At 46.9% G+C, this 21,328-nt stretch carries 18 protein-coding genes; 15 read left to right on the top strand and 3 right to left on the bottom strand.

Translation table 11 applies throughout. The features are described 5' to 3' along the window. The first annotated feature begins 42 nt into the window (after positions 1–42). From BUA75_RS01110 to BUA75_RS01100, 3 genes are all read left to right on the top strand, one after another. The gene (locus tag BUA75_RS01110) at positions 43–2,880 is read left to right on the top strand and encodes a 2-oxoglutarate dehydrogenase E1 component (RefSeq protein ID WP_072872713.1); all 2,838 of its coding nucleotides are present in this window, start codon (positions 43–45) and stop codon (positions 2,878–2,880) included. Between the two features lie 90 nt (positions 2,881–2,970). Next, positions 2,971–4,200, top strand: a complete 1,230-nt coding sequence (odhB, locus tag BUA75_RS01105; RefSeq protein ID WP_072872770.1) for a 2-oxoglutarate dehydrogenase complex dihydrolipoyllysine-residue succinyltransferase — start codon at positions 2,971–2,973, stop codon at positions 4,198–4,200. A 311-nt stretch (positions 4,201–4,511) separates the two neighbouring features. Further along, positions 4,512–5,822, top strand: coding sequence for a S1C family serine protease (locus BUA75_RS01100; protein ID WP_072872712.1), 1,311 nt, complete (start codon positions 4,512–4,514; stop codon positions 5,820–5,822). A gap of 91 nt (positions 5,823–5,913) precedes the next feature. Here the strand turns inward: BUA75_RS01100 and BUA75_RS01095 are convergent, their stop codons facing one another. Further along, a complete protein-coding gene (locus BUA75_RS01095) occupies positions 5,914–6,399 on the bottom strand; it encodes a hypothetical protein (protein ID WP_129583468.1) in 486 nt (161 codons plus the stop codon). 146 nt (positions 6,400–6,545) lie between these two features. On the opposite strand from BUA75_RS01095, the gene BUA75_RS01090 reads away from it, so the two are divergent. Beyond that, entirely contained in the window at positions 6,546–7,295 is a 750-nt protein-coding gene (locus BUA75_RS01090; RefSeq protein WP_072872710.1) for a glycerophosphodiester phosphodiesterase, read from the top strand. 55 nt (positions 7,296–7,350) lie between these two features. Here the strand turns inward: BUA75_RS01090 and BUA75_RS01085 are convergent, their stop codons facing one another. Both BUA75_RS01085 and BUA75_RS01080 read right to left on the bottom strand, forming a co-directional pair. After that, positions 7,351–8,574 carry an MFS transporter gene (locus tag BUA75_RS01085; RefSeq protein ID WP_165611916.1) on the bottom strand — a complete coding sequence of 408 codons (1,224 nt, stop codon included), beginning with the start codon at positions 8,572–8,574 and terminating at the stop codon, positions 7,351–7,353. 176 nt (positions 8,575–8,750) lie between these two features. Then, entirely contained in the window at positions 8,751–10,181 is a 1,431-nt protein-coding gene (locus BUA75_RS01080) for an NAD-dependent malic enzyme (protein ID WP_072872708.1), read from the bottom strand. Positions 10,182–10,401: 220 nt separating this feature from the next. On the opposite strand from BUA75_RS01080, the gene BUA75_RS01075 reads away from it, so the two are divergent. The 11 genes from BUA75_RS01075 (at position 10,402) to BUA75_RS01025 (ending at position 21,283) form a co-directional block, all read left to right on the top strand. Next, positions 10,402–11,505 carry a PucR family transcriptional regulator gene (locus BUA75_RS01075; RefSeq protein ID WP_072872707.1) on the top strand — a complete coding sequence of 368 codons (1,104 nt, stop codon included), beginning with the start codon at positions 10,402–10,404 and terminating at the stop codon, positions 11,503–11,505. Between the two features lie 129 nt (positions 11,506–11,634). Beyond that, the gene (locus BUA75_RS01070; protein ID WP_072872706.1) at positions 11,635–12,786 is read left to right on the top strand and encodes an ABC transporter ATP-binding protein; all 1,152 of its coding nucleotides are present in this window, start codon (positions 11,635–11,637) and stop codon (positions 12,784–12,786) included. A 47-nt stretch (positions 12,787–12,833) separates the two neighbouring features. After that, positions 12,834–13,091, top strand: a complete 258-nt coding sequence (locus BUA75_RS01065) for an HPr family phosphocarrier protein (RefSeq protein WP_072872705.1) — start codon at positions 12,834–12,836, stop codon at positions 13,089–13,091. Between the two features lie 231 nt (positions 13,092–13,322). Then, positions 13,323–14,282: a 6-phosphofructokinase gene (gene pfkA, locus BUA75_RS01060; protein ID WP_207549675.1), complete on the top strand. Its 960-nt coding sequence runs from the start codon at positions 13,323–13,325 to the stop codon at positions 14,280–14,282. A gap of 99 nt (positions 14,283–14,381) precedes the next feature. Further along, positions 14,382–14,933 carry a CHRD domain-containing protein gene (locus BUA75_RS01055; protein WP_072872704.1) on the top strand — a complete coding sequence of 184 codons (552 nt, stop codon included), beginning with the start codon at positions 14,382–14,384 and terminating at the stop codon, positions 14,931–14,933. Between the two features lie 185 nt (positions 14,934–15,118). Continuing rightward, entirely contained in the window at positions 15,119–15,619 is a 501-nt protein-coding gene (gene purE / locus BUA75_RS01050; RefSeq protein ID WP_072872703.1) for a 5-(carboxyamino)imidazole ribonucleotide mutase, read from the top strand. Then, complete coding sequence (gene purK / locus BUA75_RS01045; protein ID WP_072872702.1) at positions 15,603–16,781, top strand: 5-(carboxyamino)imidazole ribonucleotide synthase; 1,179 nt, start codon at positions 15,603–15,605, stop codon at positions 16,779–16,781. The genes purE and purK overlap by 17 nt, the downstream gene beginning before the upstream one ends. Positions 16,782–16,797: 16 nt before the next feature. Next, on the top strand, positions 16,798–17,844 hold the full coding sequence (gene pheS, locus BUA75_RS01040; RefSeq protein ID WP_072872768.1) for a phenylalanine--tRNA ligase subunit alpha: 1,047 nt from the start codon (positions 16,798–16,800) through the stop codon (positions 17,842–17,844). A gap of 23 nt (positions 17,845–17,867) precedes the next feature. Beyond that, positions 17,868–20,336, top strand: a complete 2,469-nt coding sequence (gene pheT / locus BUA75_RS01035) for a phenylalanine--tRNA ligase subunit beta (protein WP_072872701.1) — start codon at positions 17,868–17,870, stop codon at positions 20,334–20,336. 78 nt (positions 20,337–20,414) lie between these two features. Continuing rightward, complete coding sequence (locus BUA75_RS01030) at positions 20,415–20,726, top strand: cell division protein ZapA (protein ID WP_072872700.1); 312 nt, start codon at positions 20,415–20,417, stop codon at positions 20,724–20,726. Positions 20,727–20,758: 32 nt separating this feature from the next. Further along, positions 20,759–21,283 carry a CvpA family protein gene (locus BUA75_RS01025; RefSeq protein WP_129583467.1) on the top strand — a complete coding sequence of 175 codons (525 nt, stop codon included), beginning with the start codon at positions 20,759–20,761 and terminating at the stop codon, positions 21,281–21,283. The last annotated feature ends 45 nt before the right edge of the window (positions 21,284–21,328 follow it).

Raw genomic sequence — 21,328 nt, 5'->3', positions numbered from 1 at the left:
CAAGGTGTAATTTTAGGAGTCGCTCATGAGGAGGACGCTTCAATGCAGGATCCCAGCAGACAAACTGACACAACGTCATGGCGGAGCTTCTATGGTCCAAATCTTGGTTATGCTGCCGAGATGTACGAGTTGTACAAAACCAATCCAGATGCTGTTGACGCTTCATGGCGGGAATTTTTTGCGACGCATGGGGCGCCGTTGCCAACCAGCGAGGAGCATGTTGGTGAGAGCCAATCGGCGGCTGGATCCGCTTATGCGATTCAGAAAGTCGTCGCTTTACATGAATTGTTGCGCAATGTTGTGGAGTATGGTCATCTGCTTGCAGAAACAAATCCGCTCCAACCTGAGAAAGTGGATACCCCTGTACTCGACCCAGCCTATCATGGCTTAAGTGAAGAGGATATGCGTTCTATTCCAGCGCAAATGGTTTTGCCAGACGCGCCAGCATCTGTGGAAACCGGGTGGGACGCTTTTCTCTGGCTGAAGTCGCTCTATACGGGCAACATTTCGTTTGAGTTTGCTCAAGTTCACCGTCCGCGTGAACGGGAGTGGCTACGCAAGTTTGTCGAACAAAATGAAGCTTCTTGCCATCTTGGTTCAGATGAGAAGAAACAACTTCTTGAACGTCTCACAGAAGTTGAAGAGTTTGAGACGTTCTTGCACAGGACATTTGTGGGGCAGAAACGATTTTCCATCGAAGGCGTGGATGCTCTTGTGCCCATGATGGATGAAATTATTCGCAACGCCATAGCTAAAGGTGCGAAAAACGTCATGATTGGCATGGCGCATCGCGGTAGACTCAATGTATTGGCACATGTGTTGCAAAAGCCTTATGCCAAAATATTCTCAGAATTTCATACTGCCGTCAATAAGGAACTTGTCCCTTCTGAAGGTTCTACGGGTATCAACTTTGGCTGGTCAGGTGATGTCAAGTACCATTTAGGCGGAACGCGCACCATGAATGGCGAAGGCGCGCAGTCCGTACGTTTGGTATTGGCGAATAATCCTAGTCACCTGGAATTTGTCGATCCGGTTGTCGAAGGTTTTGCCCGCGCAGCTCAGGATGACCGTCAACGTCCGGGGACTCCACAGCAAGATGTGGATTCCACACTGGCGATACTGGTACACGGTGATGCGGCGTTTCCCGGTGAAGGTGTTGTGGCTGAGACGTTGAATCTGTCTCGACTCGCTGGGTACAGCACAGGTGGAACCATTCATATTATTACAAATAATTTACTCGGATTTACGGCCACATCCCAGGAAGGTCGTTCGACGCGATATGCCAGCGATTTGGCCAAAGGTTATGAGATTCCCATTGTGCATGTCAATGCGGACGATCCAGAAGCTTGTTTATTCGCTGTACGTTTGGCACATGCCTATCGTGCTGAATTTCATAAGGATTTCTTGATTGATTTAATTGGCTATCGCCGTTGGGGACACAATGAAGGTGACGATCCGTCTGTAACCTCACCGCTTTTATACGAGAAAGTCAATGCCCATCCACGTGTGCGTGAGATCTACGCAAAGCGTCTCGAGGCCAACCAAGTCATACGGCAGGGTGAAGCGGATGAGTATGTGGCCCGTATCCAGCAGACGTTGAAAAATGCTTATGCTGATGTGGCTAAGGTAACGGAAGATGAGGCCGACAATGGTATGGCTGCGGAACTGTTGCCGCCTGCTCAAACGGGTGTCAGTAAAGACGAATTGATGCAAATCAATCAAGAATTGCTGCAATTTCCGGAGTCATTCACACCCTATCCTAAGTTGCATCGCATTCTTCAACGTCGCCTGCAGGCATTTGAAAAAGATGGTGCAGTAGACTGGGGACATGCAGAAACGCTTGCCTTTGCTACTATTTTGCGCGAGGGAACACCTATCCGACTGACTGGACAGGATTCTGAGCGGGGTACCTTTAGTCAACGCCACTTGGTTTTGCATGATATGAATGGGGGTTCCAGTTATTGTCCGCTCCATGATTTATCTGGTGCTAAAGCCAGTTTTGATATCCATAATTCGCCTTTGTCAGAGATGGGTGTACTTGGTTTTGAGTATGGATATAACGTATTGGCTCCAGAAACGATGGTTCTGTGGGAAGCGCAGTATGGAGATTTTGCCAATACGGCACAGGGGATTATTGACCAGTTTATTTCAGCGGGCTATTCCAAATGGAAACAACCTTCAGGATTGGTTCTGCTCTTACCGCACGGATATGAAGGTCAAGGTCCAGAACACTCAAGTGCTCGCTTGGAACGCTATTTGTCGCTTTCGGCTGAAAATAACTGGCGTGTGGTTTATCCTACAACCGCCGCACAGTATTTCCATTTGTTAAGAGATCAAGCTCGCCGCTTACAGTCAGAGCCGCGACCTTTGATTGTGATGGCGCCAAAGAGTCTATTGCGTAATCCTCATGCGGCTTCTGCTTGGGAAGAGTTTACTAAAGGCGGCTTCCAACCTTTGTTGTTAACAGCGGGACAGGAATTGCCTGATGCGGATGTTCGTCGTCTGGTTGTCTGCACAGGTAAAGTAGCTGTGGAATTTGAAACTGCCTTGTCTGAAACTAAACAGAAAGTTGAAGATTTGCGTGTTTTGCGTCTCGAACAATTGTATCCTTTCCCGGAAAAAGAGATTCAGGCACAGTTACAGCAGTTGCAAAATCTTAAAGAAGTCGTCTTCCTGCAGGAAGAGCCTATGAATATGGGTGCGTGGTCTTATGTACAACCACGTCTGCTGAATCTGCTTTCCAAAGAAGTGGAGCTTCGTTACTGTGGTCGTCCGGAGCGTTGCAGTCCTGCTGAAGGTAAAGCTGGTATGCATACAGCAATGCAAAAAGCAATTCTGGAACAGGCAATGGTTCCTTCGACAGGGCGCGTTTTGGCGTAAACAGAGTATTTTATGGACGGAATAAGCAATCTCAACTAATAGCCAATATTACTGACGATGGATTGTGATGGAGAGAGGGAGTTGGACAAAATGGCAGAAGTTCGCGTACCAGAAATGGGCGAATCGATTGTAGAAGGCACCATCAGCCAATGGTTGAAAAATGTCGGCGATACAGTCAATGCTGGCGACGCCATTGCAGAGTTGGAAACCGACAAAGTAAATCTGGAAGTCATGGCAGAAGTGTCTGGTGTACTTGCTTCTGTGAATAAACAAAATGGGGATACAGTGACTGTTGGAGAAGTTATTGCTGTGATTGATGAAAACGGATCGGCAGCTACACCTTCTACACAAACGGCTGCCAAGCCGGCAGAACCTGCTGCCCAAGCTGTTCAACCGGCAGCTAGCACGGCGACTTCAACCAATACTTCAACAGCTGCGCACTCGCCAGCTCCACAGCGCGAAGATGTAAACGCGCCACCGTCCATTCGCAAATTGGCGCGTGAAAAAGGTGTGTCAGTGGCAGAATTGCAAAAAACTGTCGTATCAGCCTCCGCTCCTCAAACGCAAACCAAGGCTCCAGATGCACAACCCTCAACAACTTCATCAGCATCGGTGTCTGGAAAGCCGGAAGAACGCGTGCGTATGAGTCGTCGTCGCCAAACAATTGCCAAGAGACTGGTAGAGGCTCAGCATACAGCAGCCATGTTGACTACTTTCAACGAAGTGGACATGACCGCTATTATGAATGTTCGTAAACGTCGCAAAGATGAATTTAAGGACAAGTTTGGTGTTGGACTCGGGTTTATGTCATTCTTTACCAAGGCTGTAGTGGGCGCATTAAAGCAATTCCCTCGTCTCAATGCAGAGATTCAGGGCGAAGATATGATTCTTAAACACTATTACGATATTGGTGTGGCTGTTTCAACCGGAGAAGGATTGGTCGTGCCAGTAGTTCGAGATGCGGACAAGTTGACTTTTGCTGGTATTGAGAAAGAAATTGCTTCATTAGCAGCACGTGCTCGTGAAGGCAAACTCACGCTGGCGGAATTGAGTGGTGGCACATTTACCATCACCAATGGCGGTATTTTCGGTTCGCTCATGTCCACTCCGATTTTAAATGCTCCGCAGGTGGGTATTTTGGGCATGCACGGTATTAAAGATCGTCCAATTGCTGTCAATGGGCAAGTGGAGATTCGTCCCATGATGTACATTGCGCTGTCTTACGATCATCGCATTGTCGATGGTAGTGAGGCTGTAAGATTTTTGGCAGCCGTGAAAAACATGGTGGAAGACCCTGAATCACTGTTGCTAGAAGGTTAATTCATGTAAGCCAGTTTCTTTTTACCCACAGTTCCCGTGTACCCTTGTGGTATGCGGGGATTTTTTTATGAAGCGGAAATGAATTTCCTCTGAAGTAACAATTTTTACATAGGCTATTTTTGAATTCAATGTAGAAAAAAACAAATCAAAAGGCTTCTTTCAAGAGTATTTCAAGAAAGTCTGTCTATACTGTAAGACGTTGAAAGTGATGGTTCGAGACTGTAGTTCATTAGCCCTCAAGGCTTACAAAACCTCTATTTAGAGTTTATGAAAAGCGCACAGTCAGAACCGCAAAGCGAGGAGGAGTTGTGATGGGTTTCTATCGTGATAGAGAGCCAAAACACCTGCAAGCTACTGGCAGCACAATTCGCTCTGTGGGAAAATGGGCAAGCGTTGTCATACTCTCGGCACTTGTCGGTAGCGGAGCTACTTTTGCCTTTTCGTCATTTTTAAATACGCAAAATAGTAACAATACGGGTTCCTTTCTACCCTATGGTTCAACTCCTAATGTAGCACCCGTATCAGAGAATATTAATGTCAATGTAAACAGTGCTATTACTCAAGTTGCAAAAAAAATGAAACCTGATGTTGTGGCAGTGGTCAATTATGATTCGGTCCAGAATCCGTTCAGCAATCAGTCTACTCTCCAGCAATCGGATATCGGATCGGGTGTATATTTCTATCAACATCAAAATACAGCCTATATTGTGACGAACAATCACGTCGTTCAAGGTGGAGCAGGTGTACAGATTGTATTGAGTAATGGTAAAACTGTCAAAGCACAGGTGGTTGGGACAGATCCCTATACCGATTTGGCCGTGCTCAAGGTGCCTAGCAAAGTATTTGCAGGTGTACAGCCAGCACAATTTGTCAACTCGAATCATTTACAGGTTGGAGAACCTGCTGTGGCCATTGGTACACCGGGTGGTTTAAATTTCTCGGAAACTGTGACATCCGGCATCATCAGTGGTCTTAATCGCGATATGCCAGTGGAAGAGCCCAATTCTCAACAAATTCTTGATTATCAACCGGTTATTCAGACAGACGCGCCCATTAACCCTGGCAACAGTGGGGGTCCATTACTGAATTTGCAGGGGCAGGTCATGGGCATAAACAGCAGCAAAATTGTGGCTCAAGGATTTCAGAGTATGGGTTTTGCCATTCCTTCCAATGAAGTGCAAGAAATAGCGTTTGAAATTATTCGCACAGGTCATGCTGTACACCCGGCACTTGGTATCACAGCAATGTCGTTGCAGTCGGTTCCTCAACCGTATTGGCCGAATGTTCCTGTAGATTACGGCGTGTATGTGCAGTCGGTGGATACACCGTACGCTCAAGCATCTGGCTTAAAAGTGGGCGATGTTATAGTGGCTTTGAATGGTCATCAAATTACAGATGCTGCTGATTTGCGTACAGAGTTATTTGGTATGAAACCAGGAGACGTTGTAACGTTGACGGTTTATGACGGTTCGAAAAAAGAGACCTTACACGTAAAACTGAGTGAGTTGAAATCACCAAATACAACTGATATAGGTGGAAACAACAGTCAAAGTAACCAGAACAGCAATCCTTTCATAACGCCGCAAGTTTCTGGCGGAAATAGCAGTTCGCTCTTTAATTAAAATTGGACGATCCGTTCATTTCAGTATGTGGCAGGGACGCGTAACGTCTTTCTGCCACTTTTTTGCTGTTGTATACAGTTGAAGAGAGAAGTTACAGGTTATCTGACATCAAGCCGTGCTTTCGGCGGCGATCAATAAGGGCTTGTTTGTACCAGGTTAGCCAAACGGGTAAAAACGCTTCGTTTAAAAAAGACTGATGGATCGGTCCCTGATAGAGTATTTGTTCATCGGACCAAGCTTGTCCTCGATCTGACCACTTACCATTGTTTACGGTAAGTTTGACATCTTCAGTTCCTTCCAGCATTGTGAGTGTCACAGTACATGCAGCCAAATCGTCCGTTATCAGCAAACTGTTGACTCCAACCGTAGGATTGAGGCAGACGTGAATAGCAGGATCGGTCTGCTCAATCGTAGTTTTCCAGGCTTTTAAAATTTCTGTTAATGTATCCGTATTTTCTTGTATCGTATTTGAGCTTGTTTTTGTCGGAACAGGTTGGCCGGATGGAAGACGCAATTGCTCCTGCAGATGAATCATGCCACTTTCCAGCTTGTCTACGATACCATTCCCTCCTTTCATTCCTCAAAAACATGCCTGATTTCTTCGCAAGGATATGTACATTTTGCCCAAAATTCTCAAGATGAACTCTTTTTTTACGAGATCTTCATAATGGCGTACTATCATAGATGTAGCTGTGATTATATCCTGGTAGTGGAGGAAATCCATTGGAAAAACGTACACAAATTTGGGCGCATAGAGGATATTCTTTAAAATACCCGGAGAATACAATGCTTGCATTTGAACAAGCAAGCATTCATGGTGCGGATGGTATAGAACTGGATGTCCACTTGAGCGGTGATGGTGTGCCTGTCATTATCCATGATAATAGATTGGAACGCACTACGAATGGTAGAGGATGGGTGGAAGAAAAAAGTTCTCATGAACTTCGACAACTTGATGCGGGAAGTTGGAAAGGTGCAGAGTTTTCTGACTGCCGCATTCCTACTTTGGAAGAAGTTTTGGACTGGGTTGTAAAGCGGGCGCCGTATATGACTGTCAATCTGGAATTGAAAAGGAGTAGGGGCAATCCGTCCTATGACAGACTGGCACAACGTGTTTTATCCTTGGTAAAGCAATATCGAATGTTGGAGAAAGTTATTTTTTCGTCTTTTCAGCACCCTTTGCTATGTATTTTAAAGGAAATGGAATCTCAAGCTCAGACAGGTCTTCTGGTAGCAGAGCCAATTCATCAACCATGGGTTTATATGAAACATTGGAAGGCAAACGCTTACCATCCGGACTATCGGCTGCTTGACCTGTCCACGCTTGAGATCCTACAAGCCCAGGGCATACGAGTTCATGTCTATACAGTCAATCACCGAGAGGCAGCGCAAAAACTGACAAGTGCAGGAGTTGACGCTATGATCACAGATTGTCTGGAAGACATTCGCGATGCCCTGGAAGAAAAGAATTGAAGCAGAAGCACAGCGGGTTGATGCATCGGGCCGATGGTTAAGCCGCATCCATAGATTATATAGGATAATCGGCTGTGTCTCTTATGGCCATTTCAATTGCTGTGCGCCGACGGTTATCAAGCAAATGAGTAGCCAGTACTGAGAGAAGCACAAAGGCAACCAGTAACGGGAAAATCCAAAACGCTTTTTGCAGTCCGAGTTCTGTTGCCAAAAAACCAATGATGGTGTTAATAGCCAGGCTGCCAATGCCAGCTGCTGTAAAGAGAATTCCTAAGACTGTTCCTACATTGCGTGGGAATGCGTGACTCGCAATAGCCACAACAGTTGGAAAGATAACGGAGCATCCGGCTCCAGCTACCATAAGGAGGACGGTTGTGGATGGGAAGCATACAGTCACTAAGAGACTGAGCAACAAGAGACTTCCAGCCAAATAAATGGAGCGGTATTCTCCTAAGCGATGTACCCAAAACTGTCCGCTCAAGCGACCACAGGTGAACAAAAAATAGAAGCCTGTTAAGTAGAGTGAGCCTACATGAAGGGTTGTTCTGTGTACATGTACCATATAAGTGGGCAGCCAAGAAGCCAGCCCGCTTTCGATCATGACATAGACGGTAAGTGCAGTAGCAAAGCCAAAAAAAACAGGGCTACGCCACGGGGAATGCTGCTTTGTCACTTTCAAAGTATTTTTTACAGGCGATTCTTTGCTGGGGGCGACTTTGCGATATGGAAAGAAAAGCGTTGCAAGAAATAGGGTTACCATTAAAGCAGATGTGAGCCAGTAACCACTTTGCCAGTTACCGCTGCGATGCATAAGCCAGGCAGCAAGAACTGGGAATATGACACAACCTACACCGTAGAAACCGTGCAAGGTATTGAAACGACGTGAATTGTCGGAAGGTTCTCTAGAAATTAAGGGTACAATGCCGTTGACACCAATTTCCAATACACCTGTACCAGTGCCGACAAAAGCGAAACTAACCATGGCTAGTTCATAGTTTGGAGATTGTAAAACGCCAATAAGACCCATACTGGAAAGCAGTGCACCTGCTTTTGAACAAGCAGATATGCCAAATCTATCAAGAATCCAGCCGGCGATAAAGGAACCGAGCAAGTAGCCGAGAGAGTTGATGGTAAATAAATAGCCTAGTTGTAAGTAACTGAGATGCCATCCTGATTGCATGAGTGGCGCTGCTACACCGCGTGTCATGTCGATCGCGCCAAACGTGAACATGCCAAAGAGGGATAAGAAAAACGCTAGTCTGTACACCAAGGTGCTCACGTTCCTTCCTTACAATCTACAGACGCAAGCATACACGTGTCTTCCTTGGTGAGCAAGACGTAAAATAAAGAATTTAATTTTAGTCGTGCAGGTTTTCAGATGTTTTTGGATTTCCTGGCTGGGGCTGCCCATAATCTATCGAGATGGCTTATGGGCAGCCCCGTTTCAGAGGATTGTTAAAAGTTGTAGGTTGCCGATATGGATTCGCGTCGTGCCACTCCTGAAGCGACTGCTGCTTTAGCCACAGCGTCAGAAACAGCTTTGACTACGCGCGTATTAAATACAGAAGGAATAATATAGTCTTCCGTCAATTCTTCGTCCTTAACACTGTTGGCAATGGCGTGCGCCGCTGCCAGTTTCATTTCTTCGTTAATGGTGTATGCTCGTGCTTGCAATGCGCCTTTAAAAATACCAGGGAAGCAGAGCACATTATTGATTTGGTTCGGATAGTCCGAACGACCAGTAGCTAGTACTCGCACGTACGGCGCAGCTAACTCAGGTTGAATCTCAGGTGTTGGATTAGCCATGGCAAAAACAATGGGATCTTTGGCCATACTCTTAATATGTTCTACTTTGAGGACGCCTGGGCCAGATACACCAACAAAAACGTCTGCCCCCTGAATGGCACTGGCGAGATCGCCCTCAACGTTTTCTGGATTGGTATGTTCAGCATACCAATTCCATATGTCGTTTTCATACGTTTTGCCGCGATGAAGAACGCCTTCCAAAGTTACGCCGAGAATATTTTTGATTCCTGCCGCAAGCATCATTTTTGTGCAGGCTACACCTGCAGCACCAATTCCTACGACGACAACTTTCAGAGATTCCATCGGTTTTTGGACGATTTTGGTGGCGTTAATAAGACCAGCCAAAAGTACAACAGCTGTGCCATGCTGATCGTCATGGAAAACGGGGATATCCAATTCCTGTTTCAATTTTTCTTCAATGTAAAAACAACGTGGTGAAGCGATGTCTTCTAAATTAATGCCGCCAAATGCTGGTGCAATAGCTTTGACAATAGAGACAATTTCGTCAGGGTCTTTTGTATCCAGGCAAATGGGGAAAGCGTCAACATTGGCGAATTGTTTGAAGAGCATGGCTTTCCCTTCCATGACAGGCATTGCGGCACGAGGTCCAATATCTCCCAAACCTAAGACTGCCGTGCCGTCCGAGACCACAGCCACCGTGTTGCGCTTGATGGTCAACTGGAACGCTTTTGATGGGTCTTCGTGAATAGCCTCGCAAATACGAGCAACATGTGGCGTGTATACACGGCTTAAATCGTCGCGGTTTTTCACTTGAAGTTTTGGCGTTACTTCAATTTTACCGCCCAGATGGACAAGGAAAGTCCGGTCTGATACAGCAACCACTGTAATACCGTTTTCTTCATTGAGAAGCGATGCAATTTTATGACCGTGATCGCGATTATTTACATTAATGGTGACGTCGCGGACCATGGTCTCTTTGCTGACGCGAATGACGTCCACAGCGATGATGTCTCCGCCGTTGTCACCAACCAAGCTTGCCACGCGTGCAAAAGACGTGACGTTTGTATTCAACTCAAGGCGGAAAATGAGAGAGATAGCTGCACCATTATGGACTTCCATAAAAAATGATGCCTCCTTGTAAAAGTAGTGGTCTCGGAGGAAGCAAAGACACAAGTCCGTTGAAAAAGAAACCCGCTGACACTGGGAGCAAGGAACTTGCAATGCTTCATGTTGTATTGAATGTCCTTCATTGTATCATGTTTAATAGAATCCTTGGGTCGATTACTGTCGATAGAATCGTACATTTGTTGGGATGGCCTAATTCATGGGGGTGAAATGCTTGTGGAATGAGTTGAAACCTTTGCTGGAGTACTGGTTGCAGGCTGCGCAGGCGGAGTATCGCTGGGTTTCTGCTGCTTCCAGAAGCCAACAGTCACTTTCCAGTGAGGAATCGTTCTTTGCCTTTGATGACGATGTCTGGTTGGTGGTGAAAAATCAATATCTGACGGCATCCTTGCGCAATGCGATAGAAGAGACTCGTCGTCTGTTTCGTGCCCGGGTCGGAATGGGGAGAAAATCTTTTCAACCCCATGTTTGGTTAACAGAGGCCAACTTGTTAACGTTACCAGCGCTCATAGAGCGTTGGTCAACCATAAAGGTGGAAGACGAGGATAAATTGGATACTTTGGTACCGGCTTATTTGCTCTGGTTTCAAATGAAACCAGGTGTTTTAGAAGATGAAATACGTCAATTGACGGAAGAAATTATACTGGCCCATCTCTCTCCCGATTGGATGTATTGGTTTGAGCAAGGAGAATCAGCTCTGCTGTTGGCGCAACCTTTGTCATCTTTGGATACGGGGTTTCAGTTACTGGGCTCTCCTTTGGCAGATGGAGAGGAAAGTGAGCGGACAAGTCTCTGTCAATTGCTCTATAGCGTGATTGCTGCATTGGAGTCGGATGCACTTTTGACGGTACGTGTATTGGTCTCGGAGCGCATGGATGATGCACGGCTGACCAAGCGTGCTATTCTCAGTCTGGCAATGGTCCACCAATGGTTTGTGCAGCGTCACCAACAGGAGGCGCAGCAGCGGCTGCTGACTTTTGCGGAAGGTTTGCCATATCTCACTTTGATGTCGATTGATGGCTCCTATGACCGATTGCTTTTACATGCTGCTTCTTCACGAGTCAATGGGTATCCATTTCCTCTGCCACCCGATTTGGCGGGAACTTTGCAAGCTATGATGCAGGCTCATTTGAATGTCAGTGAGGCAGCACGCAGAATGTTTGTCCATCGCAATACGCTGCTCAATCGAATTGAGCGTTTGCGCGAATCTACTGGATATGATGTACGCCGCTTTGAAGATGCACTTTCTCTCTACTTGGCCAATGAAGTGGCAAAGCGAAACAGCCATCAGAAGTTTCCGGGAACAGAAACCGAATAGGCAGGTTGCCTATCTGAATGAACAAAGAGCGTGCAAGTTGCCCATCGCCTGCAAAACGAATTTCAGTTACGATGGAATGAGCAGAAGACGGGTTCGTCCTGTCATACTTGGAAATGGGGAGGAACTTTTGTGGCACGCGTGAAATTAGATCATATTTATAAAAAATATACTGCTGACACAATTGTTGTAAAAGATTTCAATTTAGAAATTCAGGATAAGGAATTTGTTGTTTTTGTCGGACCATCCGGTTGTGGTAAAACTACCACGTTACGAATGATTGCTGGTCTCGAAGATATTACAGGCGGCGATTTATATATTGGCGATCGCCGTGTGAATGACGTAGCGCCTAAAGATCGAGACATTGCTATGGTTTTCCAGAACTATGCGCTCTATCCTCACATGTCAGTATACCAGAATATGGCTTTTGGTTTGAAGTTGAGAAAATTCTCTAAATCAGAGATTGACAAACGTGTTCGTGAGGCAGCTAAAATTTTGGATATTGAGCATCTGCTCGATCGTAAACCAAAAGCTCTTTCCGGTGGTCAGCGTCAACGTGTTGCGCTCGGTCGAGCTATTGTTCGCGAGCCGCAAGTCTTTCTGATGGACGAACCGCTCTCCAACCTTGACGCCAAATTGCGCGTTCAGATGCGCGCGGAAATTCGTAAATTGCATCAACGGATTCAAACAACCATGATTTATGTAACCCACGATCAGACGGAAGCTATGACAATGGGTGACCGGATTGTGGTAATGAAAGATGGTATTGTCCAACAGTGCGACACACCGCAAATTGTCTACAGTCGTCCTGCCAATATGTTTGTCGCTGGATTTATCGGTTCACCAGCCATGAACTTCTTGCGTGGTGAAATTGCTGAAGAAGCAGGGAAACTTTATTTCCGTGCTCCAGGCTTCTCCATCCTCTTGCCGGAAGGGCGTTATGCAACCCTGAAGAGTGAGGGGGCGGTAGGTAAAGAAATGGTTCTTGGTGTGCGTCCAGAAGATGTACACAATGAAGAAATGATGCTTTCTACTTATCCAGAAGCAGTAGTCGACGCTAAAGTTGAAGTTACGGAGCATATGGGTTCTGAGGTTTATCTGCACGTGTCGGCTGGTAGTCAGTCTATGATTGCGCGTGTAAATTCCAGATTCCATTTCCATCCTGGTGAGCCAGTGAAATTGGCGATTGATTTAAACAAAATTCATCTTTTCCACGCAGACACAGAGCAGGCGGTAGTTTTCCACCACACGGAAAAAACTTCGCCCGTGACAGTAGACGCGTAAGCGTCTGGATGGCAAAATAGTCTGAAGGAAAATCAGGAGGGATTTGCATGCGTGAAAAAGATGTGCAGATTCAACTAGTGCAAGGCTTATCAGCGAGATCGGCGGCAAATTTTGTAAAAACTGCTTCTTCGTTTAGCAGCGATGTAAAAATCGGAAAAAATGGTCAGTTTGTAGATGCTAAAAGTATTCTGGGTGTTATGTCTATGGCCTTTGCCAAAGGAGAACAAATTACACTCCGAGTTGATGGATCGGATGAAGAGGCCGCTCTGGATTCGCTGGTCAGTCTTCTTGAATCGAACGAATAAGCAAATTATTCTTGGGATACCCCGACCATTTCGGTGCGGGGTTTTTCTCTGATAAAAGTTTGTGCAAAATTCATGTCAATCCAAAGCTTGTCTAGTACGTGAAAATGGAAGCTATCCCGTGATAGAATAAATAGAGAAGAAGTTGGATAGGCGAATCAGTGGTTCTGCAGACCTTGCGGGACTGATTTTGTCAATGCGGGACTAAAATTGTCCTTTATTGGAGGTGGCGCTTTGAAAAAAATCGCGGTACTCACGAGTGGCGGTGATGCGCCCGGTATGAATCCAGGTATTCGAGCTGTAGTTCGAGCCGGGATTTATCACGGATTAGAGGTCGTTGGTGTGCGACACGGATATGCGGGTTTATTGCGTGGGGACTTTATCCCTATGACTTTAGAGTCGGTAGGGGACATTGTGCAACGAGGTGGTACGTGTTTGTACACTGCCCGGTGTCCAGAATTTATGACACCAGAAGGTCAACAGCTCGGTTTTGAACATTTGCGCCAATCAGGGATTGAAGCGTTGATTGTTTTTGGGGGTGACGGTTCTTTCCATGGGGCGTTACGTTTACACGAAATGGGTATTCAAACGATTGGTGTACCTAGTACGATTGATAACGACATAGCCTGTTGTGATCTAACCATAGGATTTGATACGGCTGTACAAACCGTGATCGAGGCGATTGACAAAATCCGCGATACTGCCACATCGCATGAACGCACATATGTGGTGGAAGTCATGGGGCGCTCGGCAGGTCATATTGCTTTGCAGGCTGGCTTAGCTGGAGGTGCGGAGTCGGTTTTGATACCAGAAGTGCCGTACCAGTTGGAAGACGTCATCAAACGTCTGGAGCGCGGTATTGCTCGGGGCAAAAAACATTCCATTATTGTAATTGCCGAAGGTGCCGGAAGCGGAGTGGAAGTTGGGCAATATGTGCGTGAACACACGGGTCTGGACGTGCGTGTCACGGTTCTTGGCCACGTCCAGCGCGGCGGTGCTCCCACGGCGACCGATCGCGTTTTGGCCAGTCGCTTAGGGGCATACGCGGTCAATCTTTGTATGGCTGGAGAATCAGGCAAAATGGCGGCGACCCAGAATGGCGAGTTGTGCGCCGTGCCCTTCGAAACAGTTTTCAACAGTGTACGCGCGCCGGAAATGTCCGTTTATCAATTGGCAGATATTCTTTCTATTTAGTCACATTCTCGCATGGTTTCTCTGCGTAGAAAAAGAAAATTGCAAACGGATAAATTCTCTAGGCAAGGAGACGCTAAAGGTCACGAGGTGAGATGAGAGATGAATCAAGTGCGTCGAAGACTCGTGACCCTTTGCGCTTTCATGTTGGCTGGAACCGCCAGTATACTATTTTCATGTGCGAATGCAGAAGCTGCTGCTCCGCATATGCCGCTCAATCGGCAGGATCATCGTATGTTATCTTTAGATCAGCAGTCGCCACACCTCATCTTTGCTGTGGCCCATTTGCAGCCAGAACACCATTCGAATGTTCATGGTAAAGCAGAGCTGATATGGGATGAAGCTACCCAATCCCTCAGTGTTCGAGTAGATGCCACTGGCTTGCAACCACAACATAACTATCCCCTGCGGCTTCACAATTTTACTGTGGCCGATCATGGTCCTACGCTGTATGCATTGACTAGCCTTTACACTGACAAAAACGGCTCTGGTCATTCTCTGACGATACTGCACAATGTGACCTATATACCGGATGGTCACTGGTTTGTTGCGATTCACGCCGGGCTAAATTTTGACACGGAATTGGAAACTCTTGCCGCGGGCAATATTCACGTGTTGCATCCGCTGCTGGGAGAACACCTGGAAGCCCGCTGATGCGTCTTTATTATGAAATAGCCATGATGGTTGAAAATTGCGCCTGATCGCCACAGCGACAGGCTTTTTTTATAGACGGAAAGCTATTCTTTGCCTAAAAAAGATACCGTTTGTTTGGTATGATACACTGTAGAGCAGTCGAGGATGATAAAGAACGAAACAGGTTGTGGAGGAAGATTATACATATGGCACAGCCATGGGTTGGAGTGATTATGGGAAGCCAGTCTGACTGGGAGACCATGGAACATACTTGTAAATATCTGGACGATCTCGATATTCCCTATGAGGCCAAGGTTGTCTCTGCCCACCGTACGCCGGATGAAATGTTTCAATATGCTGAAACTGCCGCAGAGCGCGGTCTGCAGATTATCATAGCCGGTGCAGGCGGTGCTGCGCATTTGCCGGGAATGGTAGCTGCTAAGACCGATTTGCCGGTCATTGGTGTACCTGTGCAATCCAAAGCATTGAATGGGCTGGATTCCTTGCTCAGCATTGTTCAGATGCCTGGTGGCGTCCCGGTTGCTACGATGGCCATTGGCAAAGCAGGTGCCCAAAACGCAGCCCTCTTTGCTGCACGCATCTTAGCGGTACATCATCCAGAGTTGGCTGAAAAATTGGTCACTCGCAGAGAACTCATCCGGCAAAGCGTGGTGGAAGGAGGTCTTCCCCATGTCCAGCGCGGCTAAACATGTGATATTGCCAGGTCAAACCATTGGTATACTGGGTGGCGGTCAACTGGGACGCATGATGGCATTGGCTGGACGAGCTATGGGCTACCGATTTGTGGTGCTCGATCCTGCTCCTGATTCTCCTGCTGCCCAAGTAGCCGATGCACAGGTTGAGGCAGATTACAGCGATGTGAAGGCAGCTCGTCAGTTGGCTAAAGAGGCTGACATTATTACGTATGAGTTTGAGAATGTTGATGCGCAAGTGGCTTCCATTCTTAGCGATGAGGCGTATATGCCACAGGGTAGCCATCTGCTCTTTATCACCCAGCATCGCATTCGTGAAAAACAGACGATGGAGAAGGCTGGCGTACCAGTGGCAAAGTGGCGTGCTGTTTTCACATTCAACGACTTAAAAACTGTCTTTCAAGAATCGGGACAGCGCGGAATATTGAAAACAACTCGCGGCGGTTATGATGGTAAAGGACAGTGGAGAATTGTACCAGAAAGTCGGTTGGAGGATATTTGGAATGAATGCCAGCCGTATTTGCGGGTGCATGGACAAGATGAAGCTGGCCCTTTAATTTATGAGTGGCTGGTACCGTTTGTGCGTGAAATATCAGTCATTGTTACGCGAGGAGTCCAGGGGGAACAATCGCTTTTTCCTGTCATTGAAAATCACCACCAAAACGGCATTTTGTACATGTCTATCGTTCCCGCTCGTATTCCTGAAGAGGCTGTTCGTTTGGCTCAACAAGCTGCGGTGAAAATAGCTGATCAATTGCAATTGGTAGGAACACTCGCTGTGGAAATGTTTCTCACGGAGAGCGGTGAGGTGTTGGTGAATGAGTTAGCCCCGCGTCCTCACAATAGCGGCCATTTAACCATCGAAGCTTGTGCTACTTCACAATTTGAACAGCATATCCGAGCCATTTGCGGACTGCCTTTGGCGGAGAATCGATTGCTTACACCAGCAGTTATGGTCAATGTGCTTGGTCAACATCTTCATCCTTTGCTTGAGCAAATCGACCGTTTGCCGCGTAATGTAAAACTGCATCTTTACGGGAAACGCGAGCCTAAAGTTCATCGTAAAATGGGGCATCTCACATGTCTTGGAGATATCGATACAGCTTTGCAGTTTATCGGATCGTCCAAAATATGGGCAACCGATTCTGAAAGGTGAGGAAAATTGCATGGATATGGATAAGCTACAGCGCGACATTCCCGACTTGCGGAGCAAGGCGCTGGCCGAACTGTCAAGCCTTGAAGACCGCCGGACTTTAGATGCTTGGCGTGTAGAGTATTTAGGCAAGAAAAGTGAGATTGCACAGTGGATGAAAATGCTTGGCAATCTTAGTCCAGACGACCGACGTATGGCAGGGCAGCAAATTCACGCGCTTCGACAGACTTTGGAATCCGCGTTTACTGAACGTATGCGGGAAATGGATGAATTAGAAATCGAGCGGAAGCTGCGAGAAGAGACACTGGATATTACTTTGCCAGGCACACCCCAGGCCATTGGCCATTTGCATCCTATTACTCGAATCTTAATGGAGATTGAAGATATTTTTGTCAAAATGGGATTCGCGGTTGTAGAAGGTCCGGAAGTTGAAACGGACGCCTATAATTTTGAGATGCTGAATGTCCCTAAAGATCATCCAGCTAGAGACATGCAAGACACTTTTTATTTGTCGGAAGAATTGTTGTTGCGCACGCATACATCGCCTATGCAAGTGCGTGTAATGGAGCAGATGCGGCCCAATATTCCAGTTAAAGTGATTGTTCCAGGGCGTGTTTATCGACGCGACGAAGATGATGCTACCCACTCGCATGCTTTTCATCAAGTGGAAGGACTGGTTGTAGATCAAAATATTCGCATGAGTGACTTGAAAGGGACGCTTGAAGAGTTTGCCAAAGCTTTATTCGGTCCGGAACAAGCTGTGCGATTGCGACCCAGTTTCTTCCCATTTACAGAACCTAGTGCTGAGGTTGACGTGCGTTGCATTCATTGCAAGGGCCAGGGATGTCGTGTTTGCAAGCAAACAGGCTGGATTGAAATACTTGGTGCAGGCATGGTGCATCCGAATGTTTTGGCCGCCGCTGGCTACTCGCCCGATGCTTATAGCGGATTCGCGTTTGGCATGGGTCCAGAAAGAATTGCCATGCTAAAATATGGAATCTCCGATATTCGTTTACTCTATCAAAACGATCTGCGTTTTTTGCGGCAATTTTCGCAGTTGCGTTGATGGCCTGGAGAGGATGATGGGTTTTGCGGGTTTCTTATCAATGGTTATCTGAATATGTCGATTTAAATGATGTCACACCTGAGCGTCTGGCTGAACTTTTAACTTCCGGTGGCTTGACGGTCGATGCTGTAACGACGCGCAATCAAGGTGTAGAAGGTGTAGTTGTGGGAGCGGTTCTTGCTTGTGAGCAACACAGCAATGCTGACCGTTTGAAAGTATGCCAAGTGGATGCGGGTACAGGTGAAATTCTGCAGATTGTATGCGGCGCAGCAAACGTACGCGCTGGTGTTCGTGTTCCCGTCGCTTTGGTTGGCGCCAAGCTTCCTGGTGGCGTGGAGATCAAGCGCGCTAAATTGCGCGGGGTAGAATCGAGTGGTATGCTCTGCTCCGCAAAGGAATTGGGTCTTGAGGTTCGACTTTTGCCCACCGAACAAACCAGTGGGCTGTTTCTCTTGCCAGAGGATACTCCGATTGGGCAATCGATTGTAGATGTACTGCATTTGGATGACGCTGTGCTCGATCTCGATTTGACGCCCAATCGTGGTGATTGCCTTTCCATGCGTGGTCTGGCCTATGAAGTGGCTGCTTTACTGGGTCGCCGTTCTCATTTTGAGGAGAAGGCAGAGGGGCATCATCTCGATGTAAGTGATACACCGCAAGTGCGTGTGCGCATTGAAAGTGCAGGTTGCCACGCTTATGCAGGACAAGTGCTTCAACTCACAGGCAACCATCAACCTTCTCCGCTATGGATGCAAATGCGGCTGCTTGCTGCAGGCATCCGTCCCATCGATGCGATTGTCGATGTTACCAATTTTGTCATGTTGGAGTGGGGTCAACCACTTCATGCTTTTGACTTTGCCACAGTTGAAGCTGGACAGATTATCGTGCGTGATGCTGAGCAAGGAGAACTGATAGAAACGCTGGATGGGCAAAAACGTGTTTTAGCTGAGGGCATGACATTAATTGCTGATCCGAAAAAAGCATTGGGCATAGCGGGAGTGATGGGCGGTGCCAACAGCGAAATCAGCGTGGGTAGTCGCTCCGTATTGCTCGAATCTGCCTTATTTGAGAGAAGCCATGTACGCAGAACGGGTCAGAAACTAGGTTTACGTTCAGAGGCTCAGCAACGTTTTGAACGTGGTGTAGATCCGGCAGTACAAATTCCTGCACTGAAACGTGCAGTTGCACTCTTGCAACAAATTGTTGGCGCAACGCCACAGGGGGGCGTATGTCAAGTCACGTCAGACAGCATGCCAAGCATGCTGGCGCATGAAGTCTGTTTTTCGCCCGCACGATGCAATCAAGTGCTTGGCACAAGTTTTCAGGCCAGTGAAATGAGAAATGTTTTTTCCCGGCTAGGATTTACGGTTATTGGTCAGGGAGAGACAGAAAATTGGCGAATTATGGTGCCTTCAAGACGAGCGGATATTCAATTGGAGGCGGATTTGGTTGAAGAAGTAGCTCGTCTCTGTGGTTACGATGCTATTCCTGCTACCTTGCCGATGCTGGCCAATGCTCCAGGGCGTGTCGGAGAAAGTTATAAGTTGCAGAAGATGACACGCAGTCTTTTCACGAATTGTGGTATGGACGAAGTGGTGACCTACGCATTTGGTCATCCAGAATCGATATCCTGTTTGCGATTGCCTGAAAATCATTCTTTGCGACAGAGCATTCCACTTCTGTTGCCTATGTCGGAAGAACGTTCCCATTTGCGCCGACATCTTTTGCCTAGTTTAGCGCAAGTTGCTCTTTACAATTTGAATCATGGTGTGAAGGGCGGAGCCATTTTCGAAATTTCTCGTGTTTTTCACCCATACCAGTTGCCACTTGTTCAGCAACCGGAAGAAAGACACTCGCTCGGGGCTCTTTGGTTTGGACATACGGATATAGAACTGGGGCGTCCGACGCGCGCCTATACATTTTTTGATGCAAAAGGCGTGTTGGAATATTGGCTGATGGTTCTGGGACTACAAGAAAACTTGCAATTTACGCGTTCTCATTTGCCATGGTTACATCCAGGACGAAGTGCGGATATCCTTGTGAATGGCGTCACGATAGGCTCATTGGGTGAGTTACATCCGGAGAGCGCTTTACAGTTAGAGTTGCCGCGGGCTATTTGGGCCGAGATCGACCTGACAACAGTAGCGTCGTTACCTGTACACGCTTGGCAGGTTCATCCTGTATCCCGTCAACCATGGTCATATCGGGATTTAGCTGTTCTGGTAGACCATGAAGTACCGGCCGAGTCTTTGCTTATTCAAGTTCGGAAAAATGCATTGGCCGTCATGCCTCATTTACAGTTGACAGCAAAAATCTTTGATGTGTACAGTGGCAAGGGTATACCTGTGGGCAAAAAAAGCGTCGGTATTTCCATTTCTTTGGGTCTTGAAGACGCAACTTTAGATGACGACTCTATTCAGCGGATTATGGATGCTATTCTTCATGGCTTGCGTTTGGAATATGGAGCGGAATTGCGTGGGCAGGATTCTTAAAGTCAGACGAGAACATTTTTAACGTACAGGTTGGCATCATTTTGTAGAGAAGGCGCTCGAAAACGGGGGGATAAAGACATGGAAGACGCGCATCACAATCGAGTGAAGGTTGAAATTTTCGGAACAGAATATACGTTGCGCGGTGATGCTTCCAGTCAACATATGCGGCAGGTGGCTCAGCGTGTTGATCGGTTGATGGCTGCAATTTCCAGTGCTATCCCCCATCTGGACGAGCGCAGAGTGGCGGTTCTTTCTGCAGTTAATATGGCTGATGAATTGATTCAAACTGAAAATAAGTTAGAGCAATTACAGGCGCAGTATGAAAAATTAGAAAAGGAACATAGAGAACTTTTAGAATTGCTGGATGAGCAAACGAGACAGAGCAACTGATAGCAAGTCAATCTTGCTGGACGGGAAATGTGGTGAACAGTTTGGACGCGTTAGATATCATCATGCTGCTGGTGTTGTTGCTTGGGGCATGGAACGGTTATCGGACAGGTTTCATTCGCCAGGTAACGCGGCTTTTTGGTGGAATTATCGCTTATGCGGTTTCTTATTGGTTGCGCCCATATGTTGCTCCAGTCATTGAAAAATGGCATATCTTGCCGAATATACCGCAAGGTTTTGCTACTGAGATTTTTGGGAACTTATCGGGTGCTGTCGCTTTCCTGCTGATTTTTGTAGTGACTTATTTAATTTTGCGATACGCAGCAGGGTTGTTGGAAACTCTCTTTTCTCTGCCTGTGCTTTCTTTTATTAATCGTCTGGCTGGATTGGCAGCTGGGATATTATTGACGCTGCTCTTTCTGTATATTGCTGTGCTGGTACTTCATTACATCCATAATCCAGCCTTACAAGCCCAGTTGCGCCATTCCCAGTTTGCTGCTTGGCTAAGTGGCAAATCGTTGGAAGAAGCGCATTCCATTACCATAGATTTTCACACGTAATGGATAAAAGTTGCCAATCTTTCCGCATAGGATGTGGAAGGGTTA

It is taken from the genome of Alicyclobacillus tolerans (assembly GCF_900142255.1).
Taxonomy (GTDB): domain Bacteria; phylum Bacillota; class Bacilli; order Alicyclobacillales; family Alicyclobacillaceae; genus Alicyclobacillus_I; species Alicyclobacillus_I tolerans.
The sequence above is the reverse complement of the archived record's forward strand: the minus strand, read 5'-3'. Positions and strand labels throughout refer to the sequence as shown.

Excerpts from the sequence above, each read along its gene's own strand:
- BUA75_RS01110 (WP_072872713.1), top strand. The coding sequence starts at position 43 with ATGCAGGATCCCAGCAGACAAACTGACACAACGTCATGGCGGAGCTTC.
- odhB (WP_072872770.1), top strand. The coding sequence starts at position 2,971 with ATGGCAGAAGTTCGCGTACCAGAAATGGGCGAATCGATTGTAGAAGGC.
- BUA75_RS01100 (WP_072872712.1), top strand. The coding sequence starts at position 4,512 with ATGGGTTTCTATCGTGATAGAGAGCCAAAACACCTGCAAGCTACTGGC.
- BUA75_RS01095 (WP_129583468.1), bottom strand. The coding sequence starts at position 6,399 with ATGAAAGGAGGGAATGGTATCGTAGACAAGCTGGAAAGTGGCATGATT.
- BUA75_RS01080 (WP_072872708.1), bottom strand. The coding sequence starts at position 10,181 with ATGGAAGTCCATAATGGTGCAGCTATCTCTCTCATTTTCCGCCTTGAG.
- BUA75_RS01065 (WP_072872705.1), top strand. The coding sequence starts at position 12,834 with ATGCGTGAAAAAGATGTGCAGATTCAACTAGTGCAAGGCTTATCAGCG.
- BUA75_RS01055 (WP_072872704.1), top strand. The coding sequence starts at position 14,382 with ATGAATCAAGTGCGTCGAAGACTCGTGACCCTTTGCGCTTTCATGTTG.
- purE (WP_072872703.1), top strand. The coding sequence starts at position 15,119 with ATGGCACAGCCATGGGTTGGAGTGATTATGGGAAGCCAGTCTGACTGG.
- purK (WP_072872702.1), top strand. The coding sequence starts at position 15,603 with ATGTCCAGCGCGGCTAAACATGTGATATTGCCAGGTCAAACCATTGGT.
- pheS (WP_072872768.1), top strand. The coding sequence starts at position 16,798 with ATGGATAAGCTACAGCGCGACATTCCCGACTTGCGGAGCAAGGCGCTG.
- BUA75_RS01030 (WP_072872700.1), top strand. The coding sequence starts at position 20,415 with ATGGAAGACGCGCATCACAATCGAGTGAAGGTTGAAATTTTCGGAACA.